Source organism: Pseudomonas sp. QD4, assembly GCF_049199125.1.
In the GTDB taxonomy this organism is placed as follows: domain Bacteria; phylum Pseudomonadota; class Gammaproteobacteria; order Pseudomonadales; family Pseudomonadaceae; genus Aquipseudomonas.
This window is the reverse complement of sequence record NZ_JBLZOM010000001.1, coordinates 134689-160171: the sequence shown is the minus strand read 5'-3', so window position 1 is coordinate 160171 and position 25483 is coordinate 134689. Positions and strand designations below refer to the sequence as shown.

The window sequence follows — 25483 nt, the reverse complement described above, 5'->3', positions numbered from 1 at the left end:
CCAGACATTCACCAAAAAACAAGTCAAGCCAAGCATGTATATTATTCGAGAACTACCGCAGCAAATGACCGAAGAAGAACGTTCGATACTTCTTGCGGCAGAACCGGCCACCCTGGGTCACTTCATCACCCGGGGTATTTTAAACAGCGATATAAAGGCTCACTTCCAGGATGTGCGCGCCGCCGGGACGGCGGTCACGGTGAGGATGCCCGGGGCTGATGGCGGCATCCTGCAATACGCCATGGGGTGTGTGCGCCCCGGAGATTTTTTGATCGTGGATCGCTGTGGCGAACGGGTCACCGCCGCCCTCGGAGGGGCCATGGCTTATGCGGCCAAACAGGCGGGCATCGCCGGGATCGTGATTGACGGCTTTGTCACCGACCTCGGCGAATTGCGCCAGCACGGGGTGCCGATCTGGTCCTGGGGCGCCAGCGCCATCACCACCCGGCTCAAGGGCGAAGAAGGCGAATTCTGCACCACGATTCAGTGTGGCGGCGTGGTGGTCCGACCTGGGGATGCGGTGCTGGCCGATGAAAACGGCATCGTGGTCATGGCCCCTGATCAGGCCATACCCCTGGCGCGCCGGGCCATCGAATTCCAGAACAATGAAAAAACCACCCTGACCAGGTTGGCCAAGGGCGAGAAATTCCCTGATATCGTCGGCTCCCGAGCCATTATCGAGGCGGCCATCCAGCGCCGTTCCTGACCCGGAGCAAGCACCACCCGCAGCCCCTTTGCCACGCCGTTTCTGCCTTAGTAGCTCCCTCTAGAAAAACAACAGGACTACCATGAAACCGTACCTCATAGCGTCCCTGACCCTCGCCCTGGCCGTCCCAGCCCAGGCCGATACCCCACCGCCGATTCACTTCAATGTGATTGGCGGCGGCAGCCACAACTACACCTTTGGCGCGGTGGAAAAACCGTTCTGGAACCAGACCCTGCCCGCCCGCTCCGGCGGCAGCCTCACGGCGAGCCTGCGCGGGCTGTCGGAAAGCGGGCTCAAGGGCCCGGAGATGGTGCGCCTGCTGCGCAGCGGCGCGGTGGAAATCGGCATGGGGGTGTTTGCCTTCGTCGCCGGTGACGACCCGTTTTTCGAAGGCATCGACCTGCCGGGCTTGGCCCCCGACATCCAGACCTCCCGGCAGATTTCCAGTGCCTTCAAGCCGGTACTGGCCGAGCGTATGGCCGAGCATCACGGGGTCAAGCTGCTGGCGACCGTGCCCTACACCGCACAGGTGTTTTTCTGTCGCGACCCGCTGTCCTCGCTCGCCGACCTCAAGGGCCGCAAGGTCCGGGTTCGTGGGCGCAATATGTCGGACATGATCAGCGCCCTCGGCGGTACGCCCATGACCCTGCCGTTCGCCGAGGTGGTGACGGCGATGCAGACCGGTGTCATCGATTGTGCGGTGACTGGCATCGGCTCCGGCAATGCCGCCCGCTGGTATGACGTCGCCAACCACCTCTACAACCTGCCGGTGGACTGGTCCATCGGCTTCTATGCCATCGGTCTCAAGCGCTGGCAGGCGTTGCCCGAACCGGTGCAACGCCTGCTCCAGGGACAGGCCCAGGCCCTGGAAGACCGCTGGTGGGAAGCCACCGCCAACGAGAACCAGTCGGCGCTGGCCTGCAACATCGGCGCCCCGGACTGCAAGATCCATCGACCGGCCAGGATGCAGGTCAGCACCCCGACGGACGCCGAGCGCCAGGTCCTGCAGAACGCCGTGCTGACCATCGCCAACGATTGGGGCCAACGCTGTGGCGCGCCCTGCGTCGAACGCTGGAATGCCACCGCAGGCGCCGCCATCGGCGTGCACCTGCAACAGCCCTGAGCCGTGCAACGTGCCCAGCGTCCTGAACCCACACCGTTTGCGGAGAAGCATCCATGACCCCCACTGAATCCCGCGCGACCCGGCTGGTGAACGGCATTGCCCGGCTCAGCGCCTGGGTGGGCGGCATCGCTCTGATGGGCACCGCGCTGATGATCGGGATCGACCTGATCCTGCGCAAGACTCTGGGCCTGTCCCTGGGCGGGGCCGATGAGATAGCCGGCTATGTACTGGCGATTGTCAGCACCTGGGCGTTTCCTATCGCCCTGTTGAAACGCTCCCATATCCGGGTCGACATCCTCTATTCACGGCTGTCGCTCAAGGCCCGGAGCCTGCTGGACCTGCTGGCCTTGAGCGGCATGGCGCTGTTTGCCGGAACCCTGCTGTACCACGCCTGGGGCGTGCTTTGGGACTCGATCCACTACCGCTCGATTTCCACCACGCCGCTGCAGATCCCGCTGTGGGCGCCGCAGTCGATCTGGTTCGCCGGCTACGCGTTCTTTGCCCTGACCCTGGCGGTGCTGGCCTGCACCAGCCTGTCCCGGCTGCGCCAACGACGCTGGGCAGCAATCAACGGACTGATCGGGATCAACTCGGTCGAAGAAGACATTCAACAAGAAACCCACGGTGGCGCCGGCGCGCCATCCCATGGAGCGCACTAGATGCTGGCCTTTACCCTCTTTACCCTGCTGGCCCTGCTTGGCCTGAGCGTGGCGGCGGCGGTCAGCGTCGGCCTGTTGGGCATGTCGTTGTCCGAGCTGTTTTCCAGCCTGCCCCTGAGCAACGCCATGGGCGAAATCGCCTGGAGCACCAGCGCCGAATTCCTGCTGGTGGCCATTCCGCTGTACATCCTGATGGGTGAGCTGCTGGTGTGTTCGGGGGTCGCCGGGCGCATGTACGGCGCCGTCGACAAGTGGTTGTCGTGGCTGCCGGGTGGCTTGATGAACTCCAACATCGGCGCCTCGGCGCTGTTTTCGGCCACCAGCGGCTCCAGCGTGGCCACCGCCGCCACCATTTCGACCATTGCCCTGCCGGAGCAGGAGCGCAAAGGCTACCCGGCCCCGCTGTTCCTGGGGTCGATCGCGGCCGGTGGCACCCTGGGCATCCTGATTCCGCCGTCGATCAACATGATTCTGTTCGCCCTGATCGCCAACCTCTCGGTGCCCAAGCTGTACTTGGCGGCGACCCTGCCGGGGATCCTGCTCAGTTTCATGTTCGTGGCGATGATCGTCATCGCCTGCCTGATCCGCCCCGAGCTGGGCGGCCACAAGCAACACGCGACCTGGGCCGAACGCCTGGCCAGCATCCCCGACCTGTTGCCACCCCTGGCGATCTTCGCCCTGGTGGTGGGCGCCATCTACAGCGGCTTCGCCACCGCCAGCGAGTCGGCCGCCCTGGGGGTGATCGCCGCATTTGCCCTGGGCCTGTGGCGCCGTGCATTCACCTGGACCAACCTGGGCCAGGCCTTTGAATCCACCATGCGCACCACCGGCATGATCCTGTTCATCACCCTGTCGGCGTTCTTTCTCAATTTCGTGCTGGCGTCCATCGGGCTGACCTCGACTCTGGTCAGCTTCGTCACCGACCTCGACATGTCGCCGATGGGCACCCTGCTGGCGATCATCCTGTTCTACATCGTCCTCGGCTGCTTTATGGACACCCTGGCGATGTTGATCACCACCGCACCGCTGGTGGTGCCGATCATTGTCGCGCTGGGCTTCGACCCGCTGTGGTTCGGGGTGATCCTGATCATCCTCTGCGAGATGGGGCAGATCACCCCGCCATTTGGCATGAACCTGTTCGTGGTGCAAAGCATCCGCAACAAGGGCCGCTTCCTGGATGTGGTGTACGGCGCCCTGCCGTTCTGCGCAGTGCTGCTGATCCTGATCGCGCTGTTGATCCTGTTTCCGCAGATCGCGCTCTGGCTGCCCCACCTGGCCTGATCGCGGCAGCCCCCGATAAAGCCGCCGACACCATCAGGGGCTGAAAAATAATGCGCCAGCGACTAAGGTAGACAGCGGCCAGCCCCGGCTAACCGTCAACAACAATAAGATCGCCGTGCACACCACCCCCCGGTGTCACGCCTGATGGGAGCACTCCATGACTCGGCACAGCGCGCAGACCAGCCCCAGCGAACTCGCGGCCTTCGTCAACGATCACTTTTCCGCACGCGGCATCCGCCCCGACGGACTGATCGCCCAGTCCTGGTACCGCAGCGTGGTCGAGCACCGCCTCGACCCGGGCGCCGCCAGCCGCAAGAACATCCTGTGCGCCGAGGACATCCGCCGCCATCAGCAGCAACATCAACAGTACCTGTCGATTGCCAGCCAGGGCGTCAGCGGCCTGGCCAAGCGCGTGGTTCCGGCCGGGTTCGCGGTGTTGCTCAGCGACGAAAACGGCATCACCCTCGACTCACGGCTGCCGAGCCACGACGACGCCTACACCCAGTCGGGGCTGGTGGTCGGCGCGCGCTGGGACGAATCGATGGTCGGCACCAACGGCATCGGCACCACCCTGGCAGCCGCCCAGCCCTTGATCATCCACCGCGAAGAACACTTCCTGGCCTCCAACTTCCGCCTCAGTTGCTCGGTGGCGCCGATCTTCGACGCCCAGGGCCTGCTGCGCGGCTGCCTCAACGCCACCTGCCTGAACAGCGACGGCCCGCGGGAAAGCCAGTACCTGACCCTGCAACTGGTGATCATGTACGCGCGCCTGATCGAGAACGCGCACTTTCGCCAGAGCCACCGCGATCGCCTGACCCTGTCCCTCAAGCCCATCGATGAAATCGCCGACCTGGCCAACGAACAGTTGCTGGCCCTGGATGAAAACGGCCGGGTGATGGGCGCCAACCGCGCGGCCTTTGTGGCCCTGGAGCGGGGCGCCGGGGCGCCGCTGCTGGGGGCGCCGATCCACAGCCTGCTGCCGGCCACGGTGGAGGAACTGTTGCAGTTCACCAATGGCGGCGCGCGCGGTGTGCGCCTGCGTGGCCTGCAGGATGAAGCCCTGCTCGATATCGGCCTGCGCATCCCCTCGGAGCAGCACCGGCCGCCCGCCGTGGTGCGCCCGGCGAGCCAGCCGCATCCGGACCTGCAACAACTGGCCGGGAACGACCCACGCCTGCAACAGAACATACGCCGGGTACGCAAGGTGATCGACAAGGGCATTCCGATCCTGATCACCGGCGAGACCGGCACCGGCAAGGAGGCCTTCGCTCGCGCCATCCACCAGGCCAGCAGCCGTCGCGCCGGGCCGTTTATCGCCCTGAACTGCGCGGCGATTCCGGAAACCCTGATCGAAAGCGAGCTGTTCGGCTACCGCGCCGGCAGCTTCACCGGCGCCAACAAGAAAGGCATGAAGGGCAAGCTGGAACTGGCCAACGGCGGCACGCTGTTTCTCGACGAGATCGGCGACATGCCGGCGCACCTGCAAACCCGCCTGTTGCGGGTCCTGGCGGAGCGGGAAATCTCGCCCCTGGGGGCCGAAGTGCCGGTGGTGCTGGATGTGCAGGTGATCTCCGCCACCCACCAGGACCTGCACGGGATGATCGCCGCCAAAGCCTTTCGCCAGGACCTGTTCTACCGTCTGGCCGGCATGAACCTGGCGCTTCCGGCCTTGCGCGAGCGCAGCGACCGCGCCGAGCTGATCGACAGCCTGCTGCGGGCGCAGACCGACGCCCACGGGCTGCGCCTGGACGCCCCGGCTCGACAGTGCCTGTTCGACTACCCCTGGCCGGGCAATATCCGCCAACTGCTCAACAGCCTGCGTTACGCCGTGGCCCTGGCCGAAGACGGGGTCATCGACCTCGACTGCCTGCCCGGCGAACTGCTGGCGCCCCTGCCCTTGCCCCTGATCAGCCGCGACCCGCCGCCGACCGCGCACCTCGCCGAGCAACTGGGCGACGATGAATCCCGGCGCCTGCACGACTGCCTGCGCCGCCAGCGCTGGAACATCAGCGCCGCCGCCAGTGAGCTGGGCATCTCGCGCTCGACCTTGTACCGCAAGATGAAAAAGCACGGGCTGATCGCGCCCAACGACCGGCTGTAAGACGCCGTCGCCCCCATGAAAAATGCCGGCCCCTTGATGGGGGCCGGCATTTTTTTACCTCGGACCCGGCCTCAGATCTGGATGTACACCACGTGGGTATGGGTGTACTCGTACAAACCGTGCTTGCCGTCGGCGCCGCCAATCCCGGACTTGCGCGTCCCGGCATGGAAGCCCTGCATCGCCTCGAAGTTCTCGCGGTTGATGTAGGTCTCACCGAAATCCAGGCCGTTGCTGGCGCGCATGGCCGCGCTCAGGCTGCGGGTGTAGATGGATGAGGTCAGGCCGTACTCGCTGTCGTTGGCCAGGGCAATGGCTTCTTCCAGGTCATCGACGATCTGGATCGGCAGTACCGGGCCGAAAATCTCCTGGCGCATGATCGGCATTTCGCTGCCACAGCCGGCCAACACCGTGGGCTGGTAATGGAAGCCCTGGCCTTTGTCGGCCACCGCGCCGCCGGTCATCACTTCAGCCCCCTGGCCGCGAGCGGTCTCGACCATCTTCGCTACCTTGTCCAGGGCCGCCTGGTTGATCAGCGGGCCCATGTCCAGGTCGTCCTCGGCCAGGGGGTCGCCATAGCGGGTGGCCGCCATCGATGCGGCAATCTGCTCGATAAAGGGCTCGGCCACCTTGCGCTCGACATACACCCGCTCGGCGCAGTTGCACACCTGCCCGGTGTTGATCACCCGCGACGCGGTGATGGCCTTGACCGCCAGCGCCAGGTCGGCGTCCGCGAGGACGATGGCCGGGGCCTTGCCTCCCAGTTCCAGATTGAGTTTGGTGATGTTCGGCGCGGCGGCGGCCATGATCCGCGAGCCGGTGCCGACGCTGCCGGTAAAGCTGATCAGGTCGATGCCGGCGTGGCTGGTCAAGCTGTGGCCGACCGTGGCCCCGGTGCCGCTGACCACGTTGAACACCCCGGGCGGCAGGTCGGTTTCAGCCACCAGGCGGGCGAATTCGAAGCAGTTGATCGGGGTTTCTTCGCTGGGCTTGATGACGATGGTGTTACCGGTGATCAGCGCCGGCGCCATTTTGCGAGCGATGAGGAAGAACGGGAAATTCCACGGCAGGACCCCGGCCACCACCCCCAGGGGTTTGCGCAGCAGAAAGATGCTTTCGCCGACCCGGTCACTGGTCAGCACTTCGCCTTCCAGGCGCCGTGCCCATTCAGCCATGTAGTCCAGGTAGTCGGCGGTGAAGTTGACCTCGACCCGGGCCAGCCCCAGGACCTTGCCCTGCTCGGCGGTGATGATGTGGGCCAGGCGTTCGGCGTTGTCGCGGACCTTGCTCGCGATCTGGCGCAGGTAGCCGGCGCGCTCGATGGCCGGACGCGCGGCCCAGCCCTTTTGCGCCTGGCGCGCGGCGGCGATGGCGGCCTCGACCTGGTCGCTGCTGGCCTGGGGCACCCGTGCCAGCAAGCGGGCATTGGCCGGGTTGTGCACCTCGATGTGCTGGTCGCTGGGGACAAAGGCGTTGCCAATGAAGTTCTGGTAATGAATCAGCTCGGTCATGGTGGTTCTCTCGCAGACAGGGTCAAAAAAAGGCTGCAGGCGCCACCGGGGCGCCTGCGTCGCGGGTCGTTACTGAGTGCTGAAGGTTTTCCAGATGCCGCCTTCCTGTTGCAGGTCGTGGCTGCGCTTGATCAGGTACTGATGGATCTGGTCCACCTGTTGCGGGGTGAAGGCGTCGGCAAAGGACGGCATGCCATCGGGGACCCGGCCGCCGAAAAGGATGCCGAGGAACATCTGGTGTTTTTCCGGCGTCAGCTTGCGCAGGTCCGGCAACACGCCGCCGCTGACCGCATGGATGCCGTGGCACTGCGAGCAGTAGCCGTCATACAGCTTGGCGCCGGCGTCGATGGCGGCGGTGTCACGGCTCAAGGGCGGTGGTTTCGGCGTGTCGGCGGGCGGTGCCGGTTCGTTGAGCGTGGCGGTGCCCCCCAGCTTGTAGGTCAGCACCTGGGAAAACGGCTGGACCCCGGCCCGCAGCGACAAGGCCCCGGCAAAGGTCGAGAAGGCGCCACCCCAGCCAGCCATGAAGGTCACGTATTGCTCACCGTCGACGCTGTAGGTAATGGGCGCCGCCATCACTCCGCTGGCGGCGGGCTGCTCCCAGAGCTTGTTGCCGCTGTCGGCCGCGTAGGCGATCACCCGGCCATCGGCGCTGCCCTCGAACACCAGGTTGCCGGCAGTGCTCAGGGTGCCGCCGTTGAAGATGGTGACGTAGGGCACTTCCCAGGCCGCCTTCTGCTTCACCGGGTCCCAGGCGATCAGCTTGCCGGACCAGCCCTTGGCCATTTCCAGCAGGCCTTCGGCGTTCTCCGGCATCATCCCGGTGCGCAGGCCCAGTTGGTACATGCTCTTGAACGGGTTGCGCTTGGGCGCCTCGGGGATGTGCTCGTAGTAGGCGGACATGATGTGCGCCGGGATGTACACCAGCCCGGTGTTGGGGTTGTAGGACATCGGCTGCCAGTCGTGGGCGCCCCAAAACGCCGGAGTCACCAGGTTGCGCTTGCCGTTCTTCCAGTAGGCGGCGTTCTCCTCATCGAGGATCGGCCGGCCGGTCTTCATGTCCATGCCCTTGGTCCAGCTCTGGGGCACGATGCCCTTGGCCGACAGCAGCTCGCCAGTGGCGCGGTCGATCACGTAGAAGAAGCCGTTCTTCGGCGCCTGCATCAGCACCTTGCGCGGTTTGCCATCAATCGGCAGCTCGGCGAGGATCATGTGCTGGGTCGCGGTGTAGTCCCAGGCGTCGCCCGGGGTGGTCTGGTAGTGCCAGGCGTACTCGCCGGTGTCGGCGTTGACTGCGACGATGGAGGACAGGAACAGGTTGTCGCCCTTGGCCTGGCTGCGCCATTTCGGGTCCCACATCGAGCCGTTGCCCACGCCGATGTACAGCAGGTTCAACTCGGGGTCGAAGGCGAAGGAATCCCAGGCGGTGCCGCCCCCGCCCTGCTCGACGAAAGCATCGCCGTGCCAGGTCTTGGCGGCAATTTCCATGGCCTTGTCTTCCGGTGGCAGCTTGGGGTCCCCCGGCACGGTGAAGAAGCGCCAGGCCTGCTTGCCGGTTTCGGCGTCGTAGGCAGTGACATAGCCGCGCACGCCGAACTCGGCGCCGCCGTTGCCGATCACCACCTTGCCGTTGACCACCCGTGGCGCGCCGGTGATGGTGTAGCTGCGCTTGTGGTCGGCGCGGGTGTCCACCGACCAGGCGCGCTGCCCGGTCTTGGCGTCGATGGCCTCCAGGCGACCGTCGAGCACCCCGACATAGACCTTGCCCTTCCACACCGCCACGCCGCGGTTGACCGCATCGCAGCAAGCCTCGCCCGCGCGGTTGCGGTCGGACTTGGGGTCGTACTTCCACAGCAGCTTGCCGTCGCGCGCGTCCAGGGCATAGACCACCGAAAACGGCCCGGTGGTGTACATCACGCCGTCAACCACAATGGGCGTGGCCTCGACCCCGCGATCCAGGTCGAGCTTGTAGCTCCAGGCCAGGCCCAGCTTGCCGACGTTCTGGTCGCTGATCTTATTCAGCGGGCTGTAGCGCTGTTCGTCGTAGGTGCGCCCGGTGCTCATCCAGTTACCGGGCTCCTTGTCGGCGGCGATAATCCGCGGGCCATCGACATTGGCCGGCAGGTCCTGGGCCCAGGCCGGCGCACCACCCAAGGCCAGGGCCAGGGCGATAAACAGGGTCTTGAATGGAACGCCAAGGGGCGCGGTCGGCAAAGAGGGAGGCACGGCGAGGCCAATCTGTGTCATGGGGGGAGACTCCTGATTCTTATTAGTAGCGAAGCCATTGCGCTGCGCGACTAGAGAAGAGCAACCGCCATGCCAGCCTTCGGACAATCCCCTGCAAGCCCCACGGGGCAAGGCGTGCAGCCCGGACCAGGGCTTGCGTCCGGGTGCGACAGGTGTCGCATCGGCCGCTACACCTGCGTCAGGCCTGGCACAGGGCGACACCTTCGGCCGTGCATCGTCGCTTGGGCGCCAACGGCCTCATCTGCCCAGCAGGCCACGGTCCCTTGAACCTAAAGACGGACTGGCAGTCGTAGGGCGGTGAGTTTTATTAAGGAATACCCGTGAATAAAGCACTGACGCTGTCCACCGCCATCGCCGCCGCCCTGCTGATCAGCGCCTGCTCCCACCGCGCTCCGACGGCCAAGGCGGTCAAGCCGCCCCCCGCGCCCCATGTGACCCTGGTCCCGGACGACAAGCACGCCAGCCTGACGTACCGCCATGTCGGCGGCGGAGGCAACAACCCGGTCACGTTCTACTTCAGCAGTCCGCAAGTGCCGAACGACCTCATGATCGTGGCCGGCGAGCCGGTGTTCGATGCCACCTACCTCAAGAAAATCCCCGCCTACCTGCGGCGCATGGCCCCCGGGACCGATGTGATCGACCAGTTGGTCAGCGCCGGCCAGCCGATCAAGGTCCGGGCCAAGGTCAAGGAATCCACCTTCGTCTTCAACGGCATCCCGATCCCCCTGGGCGCCAGCAAGCAGCCGCCGGTTCAGATCTTCACGCCCAAGCCGTTGCAGACCTACCTCATCGAAACCGTGCTCGCCGACGGCTACACCCTGAGCATCTACGAGCTGTCGATGTCGGGTGAGCGCACCCTGGTGTCGCCGACACCCTGAGGCGTGGGCCTGACCGGCGCGATGCTCCGGGCGGGCTAGGTTGTTTACTACGCGACTTAGATCAAAAAATGATTTCACACGGCTTGGCCAGCCGCTTAAGTTCGCTCCTGACCGACCCCTGCCAGGTGGAGGCAAACCCTCTCTCTGGTAACGGTCAGGATCTCCCCCATGGCATACGCACTGCGCTTCACCCCTTGGCTGGTCTCATTGCTGTTCGCCCTGCTGCTGGTGCTCACCGGCCTGCTGGGCAGCGCCCAACCACACCCCCAGAACATCACCCCCGACCTGTCCAAGCTCACGGCCCGGAACGTCAGCGTCCCGGCTGCAGATGCGTTGCTGGCATAGTGCCTGCCACGCAGCAGCGAGCCCTCTGCGACGGGGGCCTTGGTTGTTTTTCTCGCCCTGGTGCGTGAAAAAAAAGCGTCCGTAGTGGGTTGTTTCACAAGGCTTTCCTGGCGCGCATTCCGCGCCTCGCCGCCGCCCTCCGAATGCCTTGGCACCGCCCTTGCTCTAGCGCCGATACCTTCCCTTCTTCATGCAGGATCAGCGCCTTGTTCAAGTCCAATGTTTTAGCCGGTGCCGTTGCACTCGCCGCCCTTAACCCGTCCTCGCTGGCTTTCGCCCAGGACAGCCGTGAAACCCGCGTCGAAGACGAGCAGCTCGACAGCGTGGTGGTGATCGGCACCCGCCGCAGCGATGTGACGGCGCTGCAGAGTTCGGCACCGGTGGATGTGATTTCCGCTGCCCAGTTGCAAGACTCCGGTGCCGCCAACCTGGGCCAGGCGCTGGCCAGCCTGTTGCCCTCGTTCAGCTTCCCGCAGAACGTCAACGGCGCCTTCGCCCAGGAGGTGCCGCCGGGGGTGTCACTGCGGGGCCTGGGTTCCGACCAGGTGCTGGTGCTGGTCAACGGCAAGCGCCGGCACACGGGTTCGACGGTGACCCGGCAGAACTACGCGGCCAAGGGCGGCGTGCCGGTGGACATCAGCCTGTTCCCGCTGGATGCCATCGAGCGGGTGGAAGTGCTGCGTGACGGCGCCTCGGCTCAGTACGGCTCGGACGCCATCGCCGGGGTGATCAATATCGTGCTCAAGGGCGCGGACCAGGGCGGCAAGCTGGGCTATCGCCTGGGTGAATACAAAAAGGGCGATGGGCTGTCGCGCAAGCTCAGTGGCTGGAAGGGTTTGGCGCTGCCGGGGGATGGCTTCCTGACGGTGAGTTTCGATGCCGGTGAGTCGGACCCGGCCAACGACACCAACCCGGACAATCGGGTGCCGGCCAGCAACCCCTTGCGTGACTGGCGCTTCGGCGTCGGCAAGGTGTCCGACCAGTACAACCTGCTGCTCAACAGCGAGGCCTCCCTGAGTGAGCGCCTGAGTGCCTACGGCTTCGCCACCTGGTCGCACAAGAACAGCGACGCCGAAGCCTCGCTGGTGCTGCCGGGAGATCGGCGCAACATTGCCGCGGTCTACCCCAACGGCTACTGGCCGGTGACCCGCTATCGCCTCGAAGACTACGCCGCCACCACCGGCCTGCGCTTCGAGGACCCGGGCCTGGGCAAGTTCGACCTCTCGGCCAACTACGGGCGCAACGAAGTCGACTCCACCTACTACGACACCCTGAATGCCAGTTGGGGCCCCACCTCGCCGACCCGTTTCGACACCGGCAGCCGCATCAACTCCCAGGCCAACCTGGGGCTGGACTGGGTCAAGGACTTCGAGGTCGATGGCCTGCACGGCCCGCTGACCCTGTCCAGCGGCCTGGCCTATCGCTGGGAACAATACGAGTTGCAGGCCGGTGAAGCCGCCGCCTCGGAAAACCGCTGGTACCCGCACCCGGCGGGCGGCTTCTACACCCCCGCCAGCTCCGGGATCACCCCGGTGGACGCCGGCCGCCTGTCGCGCAATGTGTTCGGCGGCTATGTCGATGTCGAGGCCCAGGTCACCGAGAAATTCAACGCCGGGGTGGCCCTGCGCTCCGAGCACTATTCGGACTTCGGCGACACCACCAACGGCAAGCTGTCCCTGCGGTATGACTTCACGCCCAAGGTCGCGCTACGCGGCAGCCTGAGCACCGGCTACCGCGCGCCCTCCCTGGTGCAGGCCGGGTATCAGGCCTCCGGCATCCAGATCGTGCAGACCGGCGCGGTGTACGACTCGGTGTTGCAGCGCACGCTGCGTGCCGACGGCCCGATCGCCGCGGCCCTGGGCGGCAAGGCGCTGAAGCCGGAACAGTCGAAGAACATCTCCGTCGGCCTGGTGCTGCGCCCGCTGCCAGAGGCCAGCATCACCCTGGATGCCTATCGCATCGATATCAACGACCGCATCACCCCTTCCGAAAACCTGACCGGCGCGGACGTGGTGGCGGCCCTGGCGGCGGCAGGCATCACCGGCGTCAACAGCGCGACCTTCTTCACCAACGTCCTCGACACCCGCACCAAGGGCCTGGAGCTGGGGGGCAAGTACCGCCTCACCCTGCCCCGAGGCACCCTGGACCTGAGCGCGGGCTTTGCCCATACCGAGACCGAAGTCACCAACGCACGGGATGTGGGGCGCTTCGCCTCGAGCCGGATCATGGGCCGCACCGCCATCGGCGTGCTGGAAGACAACGTGCCGGAGAACAAGTTGATCTGGGGCCTGCACTACGCCTTCAACGGCTTCGAAGCCAACTTCAACCAGCGCCGCTACGGCGAGTACACCACCCGTGGCACCACCGCCAGCACCGACCAGACCTTCTCCGCGCAATGGATCAGCGACCTCGACCTGAGCTATCGCTTTGCCGCAGGGCTGCGGGTGGCGGTCGGTGCGCAGAACCTGTTCGACAGCCACCCCGACAAACTGGACGCCACCGGCAGCGGCCCCTACGGCATTGCCAAGTACTCCACGGTGTCGCCGGAAGGTCATCAGGGCGCGTTCTACTACACCAACCTGAGCTACGCGTTCTGATGCGCGCCCCGATCAAGCCTTGGCCCCGGCTGACACGGATGGGCACCCTGCTCTGCGCCTGGCTGCTCGCCAGCAGCCTGGCCCAGGCCCAACCCCAGGTACTGGATGCCGGTCGGATCGGCCAGGGCCTGGATCGCCTGGCGGTCCTGGGCAGCGTACTGTACATCGCCGCTCACCCCGATGATGAGAACACCCAACTGCTCGCCTGGCTGGCTCAGCAGCGGCACTACCGCACCGCCTACCTGTCGCTGACCCGTGGCGATGGCGGGCAAAACCTGCTGGGTAACGAGCAGGGCAATGCCCTGGGCCTGATCCGCTCCCGGGAGTTGCTCGAAGCTCGCCAGGAAGATGGCGCCGAGCAACTGTTCGGCCAGGCCAGGGACTTCGGCTTCAGCAAGACTTCGGCAGAAACCCTGCGCGCCTGGGGCCAGGAACAGACCCTGGGCGATCTGGTCTGGGCCATTCGCAAATTCCAGCCCGACGTCATCATCACCCGCTTCCCCGGTGACAGCCGCGCCGGCCACGGTCATCACCAGGCGTCTTCGCTGCTGGCCCAGGAGGCCTTTCGCGCGGCGGCCGACCCACGCCGTTTTCCCCAGCAGTTGAGCGAGGTTCAGCCCTGGCAAGCCAAGCGCCTGCTGTGGAACACCTGGAAGTCATTTCTGGGCAGCGGCGACACCACCGAACCCGGCCAATTGCAGGTCGACATCGGCGGCTTCAACCCCAGGCTCGGCCTGAGCTATGGCGAAATAGCCGCCCTGAGTCGCAACCACCACAAGAGCCAGGGCTTCGGCAGCGCCGCACAGCGTGGTCGACTGATGGAATCCTTTGCCCTGCTCGACGGCCAAGCCGCGCGACAGGACCTGTTCGACGGCGTGGACAGCACCTGGAGCCGCCTGCCCCAGACCCAGGCCATCGCCCGGCAGGTCGAGCGTCTGCAACGCGAATACGACAGTGCCGCACCGGCCAAGTCCGTGCCGGGGCTGGCCCAACTGCACAGACAACTGCTGGGGTTACCCGCCGGCGTGTGGCGCGAGCGCAAGCTGCAAGACGTGCAGACGCTGCTGCTGGCAGCGGCGGGCGTGTGGCTGGAAACCACGGCCGATGCGCCACGCTTCCCGGCCGGCAGCGCCATTCCCGTGCGCACCGAAATCCTCCTGCGCAGCGCGGTCGAGGTGTCAGTGCTCAGTGCTGGCGAGCACCGTCCATTGCAGATTGACCAGCCGCTGCGGCTGAGCGGCTCGGCCCACAGCCTGCAGGTCGGCACCCAGCTGGCCATCGCCGGGCAGGTGCTTGAGGTGCAGCGCGAGATCCAGTTCAAGCACGTCGATCCGATCCGTGGCGAGGTCTATCGCCCAGTGCAGTTCACACCGCCGCTGACACTGACCCCGTCGAGCACGGCCTACCTGTTTGGTGATGATCACAGCCGGCGGATCGAAGTCCGGGTGCACGCTTTCGCCGACGGACTCAATGGCGTGCTGCAACCGCAGGCCCCGGCCGGCTGGCGCATCACCCCCGAGCAGCAGCCGTTCAGCCTGCGGCGCAAGGACGACGAACTGACCCTGGGCTTCGACCTCGAACCCGAGGCTCACCCGCAGAACGGCGAGCTGCGCTTTCAGGCCAGGGTCGACGGCCAGGTGCTGGACAAGGCCCTGGCAACCATCGACTACGGGCATATTCCGGCGTTTGACTGGTTCCCCCCGGCCACCGCGACCCTGGTCAAATTCGACCTCAAGCGCGGCGGTGAACGCATCGGCTACCTGCCCGGTGCCGGCGACCGCCTGCCGCAGATGTTGCGGCAACTGGGCTATCAGGTCGATGAACTGAAGGCCGAGACCCTCACCCGGCAATCCCTTGCCGAGTACGACGCCATCGTCACCGGGGTCCGGGCCTACAACGTCAACCCGGCGCTCGCCGCGGCGCGCACCCAACTGCTGCAGTACGTCGAACAAGGCGGCGTGCTGCTGGTGCAATACAACACGCTGGCGCCCCTGCCTGCCGAACCGCTGGGGCCCTACCCCTTCACGATCACCCGCGACCGGGTCACCGAAGAGGACGCCGCGGTACGCCTGCTGCTGCCGGAGCATCCGTTGCTGAACCACCCCAACCCCATCATCGAGCACGACTTCGATGGCTGGGTGCAGGAGCGCGGGCTGTACTTCGCCAGCGACATCGACCCGCGCTATCAACGTCTGCTGGGCATGCACGACCGTGGCGAACAGGAACTGAGTGGCGCATTGATCAGCGCGCAGGTGGGCCGGGGCCGCTTCATCTACGCGCCGCTGTCGTTCTTCCGCCAACTGCCGGCAGGCGTGCCGGGCGCGGCACGCCTGCTGGCCAATCTGTTGGCGAAGTGAAGGCGTCGTTCAGGGGCTGCGCAGAGCATGCTGGGCCCTGGGCTACGCTGAGCCTGAACCCTCACTGAAGATCTGGCACTGAAGGTCCTGGCTCAGCGGATCGGCACCGATGAGCCAGCTTTTGCCGCCGTGCTTGAGCAGCGATGGATTGATGCCGAACTGTTTGCGAAACGCCGTGGCGAAATGGCTGGCGTTGGCGTAGCCCAGGTCCGAGGCAACCCGCATCACCGACTCATCGCCCTCCAGTAGCCGACTGCGGGCCTGAATCATCCGCGCTTGCTGGAACACGCCGTACACGCTGTTGCAGAACAGTTGGCGAAAGCCTCGGGTCAGCTTGGGCTGGCTCATTCCCGACTCCCGCGCCAGCTCGGACAGGCTGGGCGCCTTGCCCAGGTCCTGGAGCAGCCGCTCCCGGGCGCGCAGCAGTCGTTGCCGGTCGATGTGGCTGATGCGGCAGATACAGCCCGGGTTGCGCCGTGCCTCCAGGAACAGGCTGACCAGGGTCACGCTCTGGCCATACAGCCACAGGCTGCTGCGCGGCGGGCCCGGGGCCAGGCCAGCACCGGGGTCCATGGCGTCGCAGAGCAGTTGCGCGGTGGCGCTCATTTCGCCGCTGCGGTGGCCGTCCAGGAAACAGTGATCGCACGCCAGTGCGCTGTGCAGGGTCGGATCGATCTGGGTTTCCCACTGGGCCAGCAATTCGGGATGGATCATCACCGTGATGTTGTCGATCTCGCCGTGCTGGTGGTAGAGGCCCTGGCGGCTGCGCCCGAAACTGATGCTGCCCGCCCCCTCGTCAATCGCGAATCGACGCTGGCGCCTGCCTTCGAGGAAGCTGCAGGAGGCCTTGCCCCTGAGCAGGTTGGTGAAGCTGAAGTGGATGCGCTCGCTGTCGTCATGCAGCGGCAGTTCGACCGGCTGCTCGAAGGTGCTTTGCCAGCGCACGATGTCCAGCCCTCCCTGCAAGGTCACACGGGTGACCCGGCACTGGGTGCCCGGGCCGAATTCCCCGCCATAGCCATTGGCAATAATCCGCGAGATGGGCAGGGACTCAAGCCCCTCCTCCTGAACAGCTGACATCGATAAATCTCCTTGCTGACCGGATACGGCTCGAATCAGATCACATTGGGGTAGAGAGGCGCAATTGATAATCACTAGCATTCGCGGCGTTGCAGTTGCTTCCTTAGCCGCCGTCGCACACCGCGATGCGCATCGCCCAAGAACCCAGCCAAGGCCCCATCATGTCTGCACCACGCCCCTCGACCGCCAGCCGTCGACCAGCCTACACACGTTACACTATAACAATAGCCATCAGTTGCACCTTGAGTCATGGCGCCCTGGCCGAGACGGCCCGGGACACCCTGCAGTTGCCGGCCTCGACCGTGACCGCGCGCATGGAGCAGGAGGACCCCAAGGACGTGCCCATCAGCCTCAGCGTGATCAGCGGCGAACAGCTGCGCACCCAGCGCCTCGACACCCTGGAGAGCGCCCTGCGCAACACCTCCGGGGTCAGCGTCAACTCGTCCGGCGGGCCGAATGATTTCAACGTGCTGATTCGCGGTGTCGGCTCGCTGTACCAGATGTCCATGGATGACAGTTCGGTAGCCTTCAACATCGATGGGGTGCCGGTATCGTCCCGCAGCCTGGGTTTCGAGACTCTGGATGTCGAGCGCATCGAAGTGCTCAAGGGTCCGCAGGGCACCTTGTCTGGCGCCCTTGGCCAGGCGGGCGCGGTGAATATCACCACCCGCCAGCCCAGCCGCGAGCTGCAAGGTTATGTGCGCGGTGAAGTGGGCCAGGAAGGCCAGTTCCTCACCGAGGGCGCGGTGGGCGGGGCCCTCAGTGACAGCCTCAGTGGCCGGCTGGCGGTACGCCGCGCAGGCTACGACAGCTGGATCGACAACGACCAGACCAACCACCCCCTGACCAAGCCACGCAACGAGGCCTACCGGGGCAGCCTGCTGTGGGACCTCGACCCTGACACCCACGTACTGTTCAGCGCCGAACGGCAGAAAACCAGGCGCGCCACCAACTCTCTGGTGCTGCGCCCCTACGGCAGCGACCCGAGCCTGGACCTGACCCCGGGCCTGTTCGACGACAACTTCAAGACCACCGAACGCTACGCGATCAAACTCGACCATGATTTCGCCAACAGCCGCCTGACCTCCACCACCGCCACTTCCACCGCGAACTTCGAAGGCCTGATCGCCTACGACAGCAAACTCATGGGCGCCCTGTACGGCACGCCCAATGAGTTCTGGGTGGTGGACAAATCCTTCGAGCGCAGCTGGAGCCAGGATCTGCACTTGAGCTCCCTGCCCGATTCCGAGGTGTTCTGGGTCACCGGCCTTGCCGCCACGCGCAACGAGCGCAGTTATGACACCCCGCGCAACACCTACGGCACCTCGGGCGCCAAGTTCCGCGACTTCAGCACCACCACCTATGCCGGCTACGGCGAGGTGACCTTGCCCTTGAGCGAGCGCCTGAAGCTGACCACCGGCTACCGTCACTCCTGGGATCGCAAGACCTACAACGGCCAGTATTTCGCGGGCAGCGACGCGGTCGACGACTCGCGCCGATTGACCGATCACTACGGCACCGGCCGCGTCGCCCTGAGCTACGCCCTCACCCCGCAGACCAACGTCTACGTGCAAGGGGCACGGGGCTATAAATCCGGTGGTTTCAATGACTATGCCTCCCAGGTCAGCGACAGCGAGCCGTACCGGGCCGCCGTCAGCAACGCCGTTGAACTGGGGATCAAGAGTGAAACCGCCGACCGCCGTGGCAGCCTCAGTGGCGCCGTGTTCTACACCCGGGTCAAGGATGACCACCTGCTGGGCTACGACGCCGCGACCTTCGCCACCAACGCCTTCAACGCCGACACCCGGACCCGAGGTGCCGAGTTCGAAGGCAGCTGGCGCTTCGACCATGGCTTGACCCTGGCCGCCAGCGCCACCTACCTCGACGCCAGGATCACCAGCGGTGTGCAGGGGATCCAGGCCGGTGACGTCGACGCCGGCAACCGCACACCGGATGTGCCGCGCTGGAGCGGCAATTTCAACGCCAGTTGGAAGCACCCCCTGGGCACCCTTGCCAGCCTCGGAGAAACCACCCTCAACACCAGCCTCAACTACCACCTGGTGGGCGAACGGGCGGCGGACCCGCAGAACCATTTCAACCTGGACAACTACGAAAAACTGGACCTGCGTGCCGGCCTGGAAAGCCGATTCGGCGAAGTCTATGCCTACGCCGACAACCTGCTGAACCAGACCTATGACACCTATGGTTTCTACAGCGACCCGGTGGCCTATGGCGCGCCCGCGCAGCGCCGCACCCTTGGCGTCGGCTACACCTATCAGTTCTGACGGATCCGGGGAGCAGGCGTGCCTGCTCCCACTGCCCGCGAGTCAGAACGAATAGCAGTACCCCAGCCCCACCGAGCGCCCCCTGCCGGGCAGGCCGGTCAGCACCTGATCGGTGGAGTACGAGCCATACAGGTCATAACGCGCATCCAGCAGGTTGTCGCCCCAGAGGTAGACTTCCGAGCCGGCACTTTCCAGCCCCAGGTGCGCATCCAACTTGGCGTAACCCTTGAGGTCGTAGTGATTCTGCGCGTCCGCCGGGCGGTTTTTCTGCAACCGGTAATTGAACAGGGTATTCAGCCTTGGTGCCGGCAACCCCAGCCAATCAGGCAGGTCCCGGGTCCAGGCCAGGCTGAAATTGCCACTCCACAACGGCACATCCGGCACCCGGCTGCCCGCGGCCACATCACCGCCAGACACCCCTGGCGCAGCCGAGGTCACCCGTGCATGGGTGTAGCTCATGGCGCTGCCCAGGGTCAGTTGATCGTTGACATGCCAGGTGCTCGACAGCTCGGCGCCCTGGCTGCGGGTGTCAGCATTCACCGCGCTGACCGCCAGGGTGTTGAAGTCATAACCCAGCAGGTGGTCATCCCGGACCCGGGTGATAAACAGCGCGCCTTCGAGGCTCAACGCCCCGTCCTCGCTGGCGTGTTTGAAGCCCAGTTCGGCTGAGTTCACCTTGGCCGCCTTGTAGGGCTCGCTGTCCTTGGCCGAGGTGGCGTAATCGTTGAAACCGGCTGACTTGTAGCCGCGCGCCAGCACCGCGTAGAGGTTGCTCTGGGGCGTCAACGCGTAGGCCAGCGCCACCCGCCCGGTGCTGTAGTGGTCCTGCAACTGCCGGCTGTCATGGGCCACGCTGCCGGCGCTGGAGTAGTCGGCGTCGTAGGTCTTGCGATCCCAGGTATGACGCAGGCCGGTGGTGAGCTTCCAGTCCTCGGCAAGCGGATAGGTTACTTCGCCATAGGCCGCATGGCTGTTGCTGCTGAAGTCACGCCGTTGCCGGGCGCCGTTGGTGAAGTTGTCGGAGTCGAAACTGCGTTCGGAACGCGAGAGGTTGAACCCGCCGACCCAAAACACCTCGGCCCCCGCCAGCGAGCCCAGCCGCAGGTCCTGGCTCCAGACTTGCTCGCGGGCCGCATCCTCGATCAGGTATTCGAAGGGCGAGCCGTACAGCGCACGGGTGATGTTGCGATCGTAACCCTTGACCGCGTTGAAGTCGGTGCGGGTATAGGCACTGATCGAGGTCAGTCGCGACTGCGCCAGGTCCCGGTTCAGCTCAAGGGAATAGCGTTCATTGGTCTTGCGGTTACCGTCAAAGACGCCGGGGGTGTAGTCCAGGCTCGGTTGGCTGGCGAAGGGCCGCAGCATCTCCAGGCCGGCATGCTGTTCGGCCCGCTGGCGTTCGGCAACCAGCAGCCCGGTGCTGCCCGCATCGTTGTCCCACAGCAGGCTGCCGCGCAGGGCCAGGTCCCGGGGGCTGGTCAGTGGCTGGCCATCCTGCTGGTCGTCGACCCAGTTGTCGAAACCGCTGCGGCGCAGTGCAAGGCGCCCGGCCAGGGTCTCGGTCAACGGACCGCCCAGGGCACCTTCAGTCATGAACTGGCCTTGCTGGCCGCCTTCGGCACGCACATAACCCTGCACCTCGCGGGTCGGCTTGCGGGTGGTGACGTTGATCGCCCCGGCCTCGCTGTTGCGTCCAAGCAGGGTGCCCTGGGGCCCCTTGAGCACCTCCACCTGCTGCACATCGAGGGTGGCCATGGCCGCATTGCGCATCGACATCGGCACCCCGTCCACATTCAGCAGCACCGAGCCGTCGTCCATGCTCATCTGGTTCAGCGAGCCGACGCCGCGAATGCGCACATTGGCGTCATTGGCGCCGCCCCAGGAATTGACGTCGACTCCGGGGGTGCCGCGCAAGGCTTCTTCGAGGGTGCGCAGGCGCCGGGCATCCAGGGTGGCCCCGTCGATCACTGACAGGCCGAACGGGATGTCCTGGGCGCTTTCCTGGTTCAACCGGGCACTGACTGTCAGTGGGGTCAACTCGATGGCGCCGGGGCGCGGCTGGTAGTCCACGGCAAAGGCCGGGCACATCTGGCTGGACAAGGCCAGGGCCAGGGTTTGGGTAAGGACGTTGGCGCGCCAGCCCTCGGGACGGCGCAGCGGTGTGAGTGACCAATGTGCAGGCATGGAAAAACTCCAGGGATATGAAAGAGCAAGGACCATTTATTGCGGCGGGCCCCAGCGCCGCAGCGCCTCGGCCACCACAGGCTCCGAGGGCGCGCCAAGCAGGCCCTGGATCGAAGCGGGCCATCCCTGGCCGTTGCGCAGTGCGGCCGTCATGGCCGTCAGTTGTTCGGGGCTCTGGCTGGCGACCCAGTCCAGGCTGGCCAAAGGGGCATATAACGTCGCCCAGCCCTGCTCCCGGGCTTGGGCCAGGGTGCCGATGGGTTCGCCGTCGCTGCCCAGGGCCCGGGCCAGGTCATCGGCCTGTAGCCGAACCAGTGCGGCCCGGGCTTCGGGGCCGTCCACATCGCCCACACACAGCAAGCCGATGGCCCCGGCCACGCCGTGGCTGAGCCAGACATGCCCGGGGGCTTCACGCAGGTCGCCGGTGCTGATCAGGCGCTGACGAGCCAGCAGTTCGGCGATATGCCCGCGCCGCGCCCAGCGTCCGACGCCGGCCGCCGCCACATCCCAGCTCGGCGTCTGACCCAGCAACAGATGACCATGGCTCAAGCGGCTGCGGCCCATGCCGCTGGGCCACTGGCTCAGTTCATTGACCGTCGGGCTGCTGCCCAGGCGCTGCGCCACGCAGGCGGCCATGGCGTCCAGGTCCTCGCGCACCTCACGGGCGGTCTGCTGACGACTGGCATCGGCCACGACCTGCACGCCGTCCAGGTTCTGGGCCAAGGCTCCAGGAGCGATGGCGTAAGCAAAGTCCAACGGCTGCTGACTGCTGCCACTGATGGATTGGCCGTTGAGCTCGATCAGCCATTGCCAGGCACCCGCCGGGGCCACCGCCTGGGCCGCCACCGCAGCCCCCGCCGGCAGCATGGGCAACTGCACCGGCAACCCGGCCTGTGTGCGCTGCAACGGCGCCCGCAACCATCGCTCGGGGTCGAAGCCGAGGCGCGGCATCACCCGCCGCGCTTCCAGCCACACCGCCCGAGGGCCTAGCCAGAAGCCCTCGCCCGCGCTCGGCCAACCGCTGGCGCTCAAGGTCCAGCGCATATCCACCTTGCACCCCGTCGCCGCGCACGTACCCAGGGCAATGCGCAGGTGGTCCGTGTCTTGTTCCACTGCCAGCGGCTGGCCCATCACTCGGACCTCAGTGACCTTCATGCCCACTGGCAACTCGGCATCCAGCTGCCCGTTAGCGGCGATCACGCCCTCCAGGGTCCACTGCCCCAGCACCTGCCGCGCCGCGCCATCCACCTGCAAGCGCAGGTGGCCACCAGCAACCTGCCAGGGACCTGCACCGGCCAGCCAGCGCCGCTCCCAGGCCGCGCGTTCGGCCCGCTCGGCAGCAGCCGACTGATAAGTGCCCTGCTCCACCAGATGCCGATGCAACAGCGCACCGCTGCTGCCCATCAGCACCAGCCCCGACGCCAGCAGTGCACCCGGCAGGCCGAACAGGCGCCGACGCAGATCGGCCATTCGCCGCGGCTCGGGCCCGCGGGGCAAGGCCAGGGCCGCCAGCGCCAGCAACACCAGGCACAGCGCCAGTTTCCAGCTGGCCAGGGTCGCCAGGTACGGCCACCAGGGCGCCCATCCGGTCAACGCCGACAACGCCACATGAGCCGGGATCGCCATGGCATAGGGTGGGTAACTCACAAGCCCCAGTTCGTGATTGAGCACCAGGAAAAATGTCAGCAGCATCGAAGTGGCGTAGGCCAGCCCGGAACGGCGGATCAACGCATGCACCAGCACCGTCAGCAGGGCCAGCTCCAGCAAGGGCGGAGCGAACACCAGCAGTGAGTAGGTCAGCCCCAGGCCCGGGGCCAGGCTGTGCGGTGCGGCGATGGCGCTGATCAACAGGCTGGCGACGCCGGGCACCAGGGCCAGCAGCAGGGTCGCCAGCACCACGCACAGCACCTGGCCGAGCAGGCGCAACCAGACCGGGGCCGGCGTGGCGTGCAGCATCTCCCCCAGCCCCTCCACCGCATCGCGACGACAGACCAGGCCCACCAGCGCCGCCAGCACGAAGGCGATCACCAGAAACAGCGCACTGGACAGCAGCGGCAGGGTCAGGTCCGCCCGGGGTACCATTGGCCCGCTGGCATGCCACACCCCATGCACAAAGCCGCTGAGCACCCCCATCACCAGCAACAACCCCAGGGCCAGCCAGGCCAGCTTGCGGGCCAGGATCTGACGTAACTGCCAATGGGTTTCGCAGCGCAGGGCCAGTGCCCAGCGACTGGGCAGCAACGGGCCCGGCACAGGTGCATCCGACGCCCGGTGCAGCGCCGGCTCGGCCAGCAGCGTGCCGGAGCGCCGCCCCATCAAGCCCTCCCGCGTACTGCGGGCCAGGACCCAGGCCAACAGCAACAGAGGCACGCCACACCACAGGCCACGGTTGAGCCAGAAGCCCGGGGTCAATGCCAGCAAGGCCTGGGACTTCTGCCCCGGGCTCCAGGTTTCGACCTGGGCCTGGGCGAAGGTAAACAGCGACGGGTCGAGGCTGGCCGCCAACAGCGGATTGATATGCCCGCCCTTGAGCACCACCACGGCGAACATCCATAGCAGCATCAGCAGCGTGGCCAGGGCAAAGGGTGCCGCCAGCCCGCGGCTGCGCAGCGCCAGCAGGTAATACAGGGCCCCGACGCCGGTACTCACCGGCAGCAGCAGGGCCACCCAGGTAAACCCCAGCGCCGCCCATGCCGGCGCCGCGATGCTGCCCGCCGGCACCCAACCCAGCCAGGCCAGGACCGGGCTCAACAAAAAACCGACCAGCAACGAGCTGGCGAGCAGGCCGCCCACCACCGCCGCGCCGATAAAGCGCCCCCACAACAGTGCCGGCAACGACACCGGCAAGGCCAGCCAGACCTCCTCCAACTGCGCCTTGCGCTCCCTCAGGGCCGGCTGGGCAAAGACCCAGGCCCAGGCAAAAAACAGGAAGAACATGCAGCCGCACGCCATCAGGTAAATCAGGCTGGGAGCATTGCGCGGAATATCGCTGGCGCCCATTTTCTGCACGTAGTCGGCATTGGTCAGGGACATCAGCAAGTAGCCGGCCAGGCCCAGGAACACCAGCAACGGAATGCCGCTGCGCAGCCCGGCCCGTATTTCCACCCAGGCCTCGCGCATCATCAGGGCGAAGGTATTCATGCCTCGACCACCTCGCCGGCCTGGGCCAGTGCCAGGTAGTAGATATCTTCCAGGCGTGGCGTGTGGGGGATGAAACGTGGGTCGGCCGGACGCTCCCCGTGCACGATCACCCGGCTGCCCTCGGGGCTGGCCGCGACATGCAATGCCGTCGGCAAGGCTTCACCCCGGGCGAACGAGGCTTGCCACAGACGCCCCTGTTCAGCCTGCAGCAGTTGCGCCGGGCTGCCTTCGACAATGATTTGCCCGCCGGCCAATACCGCGAGGCGGCTGCACAGGTTCTCGACGTCTTCGACGATATGGGTCGACAGCAGCACGATGGACTCGGCGGCTACATCTGCCAGCACCCGGTGAAAGCGGTTGCGTTCCGCCGGGTCGAGGCCCGCCGTCGGCTCATCGACAATCAACAGGCGCGGCGCCCCCACCAACGCCATGGCGATACCGAAGCGGCGCAGCATGCCGCCCGAATAGGTGGCCAGCGCGCGGTGCGCGGCGTCCTGCAAATTGACCTTGGCCAGCAGCCCTTCGATTTCTTCGCGGCGCTGGCGGCCATCGGTCCGGCCCTTGAGCCAGGCGAAACGGTCCAGCAGGTCCCGGCCACTGACGCCCGGATAGGCCCCCAATTGCTGCGGCAGATAACCCAGGCGCCGGCGCAGGTGATCGGAGTCGGCCAGTACATTCACCCCGTCCAGGCGAATGCTGCCGGCATCCGCTTGCTGCAGGGTGGCCAGGGTCCGCATCAGGCTGCTTTTGCCGGCACCGTTGGGGCCCAGCAGGCCGTACATGCCCGGGCCCACACTCAGGTCCACACCGCGCAACGCTTGGACACCGTTGTTGTAGCGCTTGTGCAGGCCGCGCACCTGCAACCCCGAATCGACTGACATCTGCAACTCCATGGACAAGGTGCCGCCGCCGGCCTCGGGTCGAACGAGACCCTGATGGGCGGCGGGCACTGATGGGCGGGAACACCTGCCCGCGAAGGGGGCAGCCAGGG

At 66.1% G+C, this 25483-nt stretch carries 16 protein-coding genes; 10 read left to right on the top strand and 6 right to left on the bottom strand.

Annotated elements, in window-relative coordinates:
* The first annotated feature begins 34 nt into the window (after positions 1-34).
* The 5 genes from ACOZJV_RS00680 to ACOZJV_RS00660 all read left to right on the top strand — a co-directional run bounded on the left by ACOZJV_RS00680 (position 35) and on the right by ACOZJV_RS00660 (position 5870).
* A complete protein-coding gene (locus tag ACOZJV_RS00680) occupies positions 35-706 on the top strand; it encodes an RraA family protein (RefSeq protein WP_421546502.1) in 672 nt (223 codons plus the stop codon).
* Positions 707-788: 82 nt separating this feature from the next.
* Positions 789-1829 carry a TRAP transporter substrate-binding protein gene (locus ACOZJV_RS00675; RefSeq protein WP_421546501.1) on the top strand — a complete coding sequence of 347 codons (1041 nt, stop codon included), beginning with the start codon at positions 789-791 and terminating at the stop codon, positions 1827-1829.
* 53 nt (positions 1830-1882) lie between these two features.
* On the top strand, positions 1883-2488 hold the full coding sequence (locus tag ACOZJV_RS00670; RefSeq protein WP_421546500.1) for a TRAP transporter small permease subunit: 606 nt from the start codon (positions 1883-1885) through the stop codon (positions 2486-2488).
* Positions 2489-3769, top strand: a complete 1281-nt coding sequence (locus tag ACOZJV_RS00665) for a TRAP transporter large permease (protein ID WP_421546499.1) — start codon at positions 2489-2491, stop codon at positions 3767-3769.
* A gap of 157 nt (positions 3770-3926) precedes the next feature.
* Positions 3927-5870 (top strand): sigma-54-dependent Fis family transcriptional regulator, encoded by a 1944-nt coding sequence (locus ACOZJV_RS00660; RefSeq protein WP_421546498.1) that lies wholly within the window; start codon positions 3927-3929, stop codon positions 5868-5870.
* Between the two features lie 71 nt (positions 5871-5941).
* On the opposite strand, the gene aldA is transcribed toward ACOZJV_RS00660, so the two are convergent.
* Complete coding sequence (aldA, locus tag ACOZJV_RS00655) at positions 5942-7378, bottom strand: aldehyde dehydrogenase (RefSeq protein ID WP_078468900.1); 1437 nt, start codon at positions 7376-7378, stop codon at positions 5942-5944.
* A 69-nt stretch (positions 7379-7447) separates the two neighbouring features.
* Complete coding sequence (locus tag ACOZJV_RS00650; RefSeq protein ID WP_421546497.1) at positions 7448-9625, bottom strand: PQQ-dependent dehydrogenase, methanol/ethanol family; 2178 nt, start codon at positions 9623-9625, stop codon at positions 7448-7450.
* Between the two features lie 320 nt (positions 9626-9945).
* Here ACOZJV_RS00650 and ACOZJV_RS00645 point away from each other — a divergent pair, with 320 nt between their 5' ends.
* From ACOZJV_RS00645 to ACOZJV_RS00630, 4 genes are all read left to right on the top strand, one after another.
* Complete coding sequence (locus ACOZJV_RS00645) at positions 9946-10503, top strand: hypothetical protein (protein ID WP_201131391.1); 558 nt, start codon at positions 9946-9948, stop codon at positions 10501-10503.
* A gap of 168 nt (positions 10504-10671) precedes the next feature.
* Positions 10672-10848 (top strand): hypothetical protein, encoded by a 177-nt coding sequence (locus ACOZJV_RS00640; RefSeq protein WP_161955726.1) that lies wholly within the window; start codon positions 10672-10674, stop codon positions 10846-10848.
* Between the two features lie 206 nt (positions 10849-11054).
* On the top strand, positions 11055-13445 hold the full coding sequence (locus ACOZJV_RS00635) for a TonB-dependent receptor plug domain-containing protein (RefSeq protein WP_421546496.1): 2391 nt from the start codon (positions 11055-11057) through the stop codon (positions 13443-13445).
* 38 nt (positions 13446-13483) lie between these two features.
* On the top strand, positions 13484-15802 hold the full coding sequence (locus tag ACOZJV_RS00630; protein ID WP_421546495.1) for a PIG-L family deacetylase: 2319 nt from the start codon (positions 13484-13486) through the stop codon (positions 15800-15802).
* A 42-nt stretch (positions 15803-15844) separates the two neighbouring features.
* Here the strand turns inward: ACOZJV_RS00630 and ACOZJV_RS00625 are convergent, their stop codons facing one another.
* Positions 15845-16882 (bottom strand): helix-turn-helix transcriptional regulator, encoded by a 1038-nt coding sequence (locus tag ACOZJV_RS00625; protein WP_421546494.1) that lies wholly within the window; start codon positions 16880-16882, stop codon positions 15845-15847.
* Between the two features lie 242 nt (positions 16883-17124).
* Between ACOZJV_RS00625 and ACOZJV_RS00620 the strand changes: the two genes are divergently transcribed.
* Complete coding sequence (locus ACOZJV_RS00620; RefSeq protein ID WP_238596114.1) at positions 17125-19167, top strand: TonB-dependent receptor; 2043 nt, start codon at positions 17125-17127, stop codon at positions 19165-19167.
* 42 nt (positions 19168-19209) lie between these two features.
* Here ACOZJV_RS00620 and ACOZJV_RS00615 read toward each other — a convergent pair whose 3' ends face one another.
* Genes ACOZJV_RS00615 through ACOZJV_RS00605 form a run of 3 tightly spaced genes read right to left on the bottom strand, consistent with a single transcriptional unit; the run spans position 19210 to position 25373 of the window.
* Complete coding sequence (locus ACOZJV_RS00615; protein ID WP_421546493.1) at positions 19210-21351, bottom strand: TonB-dependent receptor; 2142 nt, start codon at positions 21349-21351, stop codon at positions 19210-19212.
* Between the two features lie 36 nt (positions 21352-21387).
* A complete protein-coding gene (locus ACOZJV_RS00610) occupies positions 21388-24492 on the bottom strand; it encodes a hypothetical protein (protein WP_421546492.1) in 3105 nt (1034 codons plus the stop codon).
* Positions 24489-25373 carry an ABC transporter ATP-binding protein gene (locus ACOZJV_RS00605; RefSeq protein ID WP_421546491.1) on the bottom strand — a complete coding sequence of 295 codons (885 nt, stop codon included), beginning with the start codon at positions 25371-25373 and terminating at the stop codon, positions 24489-24491. The genes ACOZJV_RS00610 and ACOZJV_RS00605 overlap by 4 nt, the downstream gene beginning before the upstream one ends.
* Positions 25374-25483 lie beyond the last annotated feature (110 nt).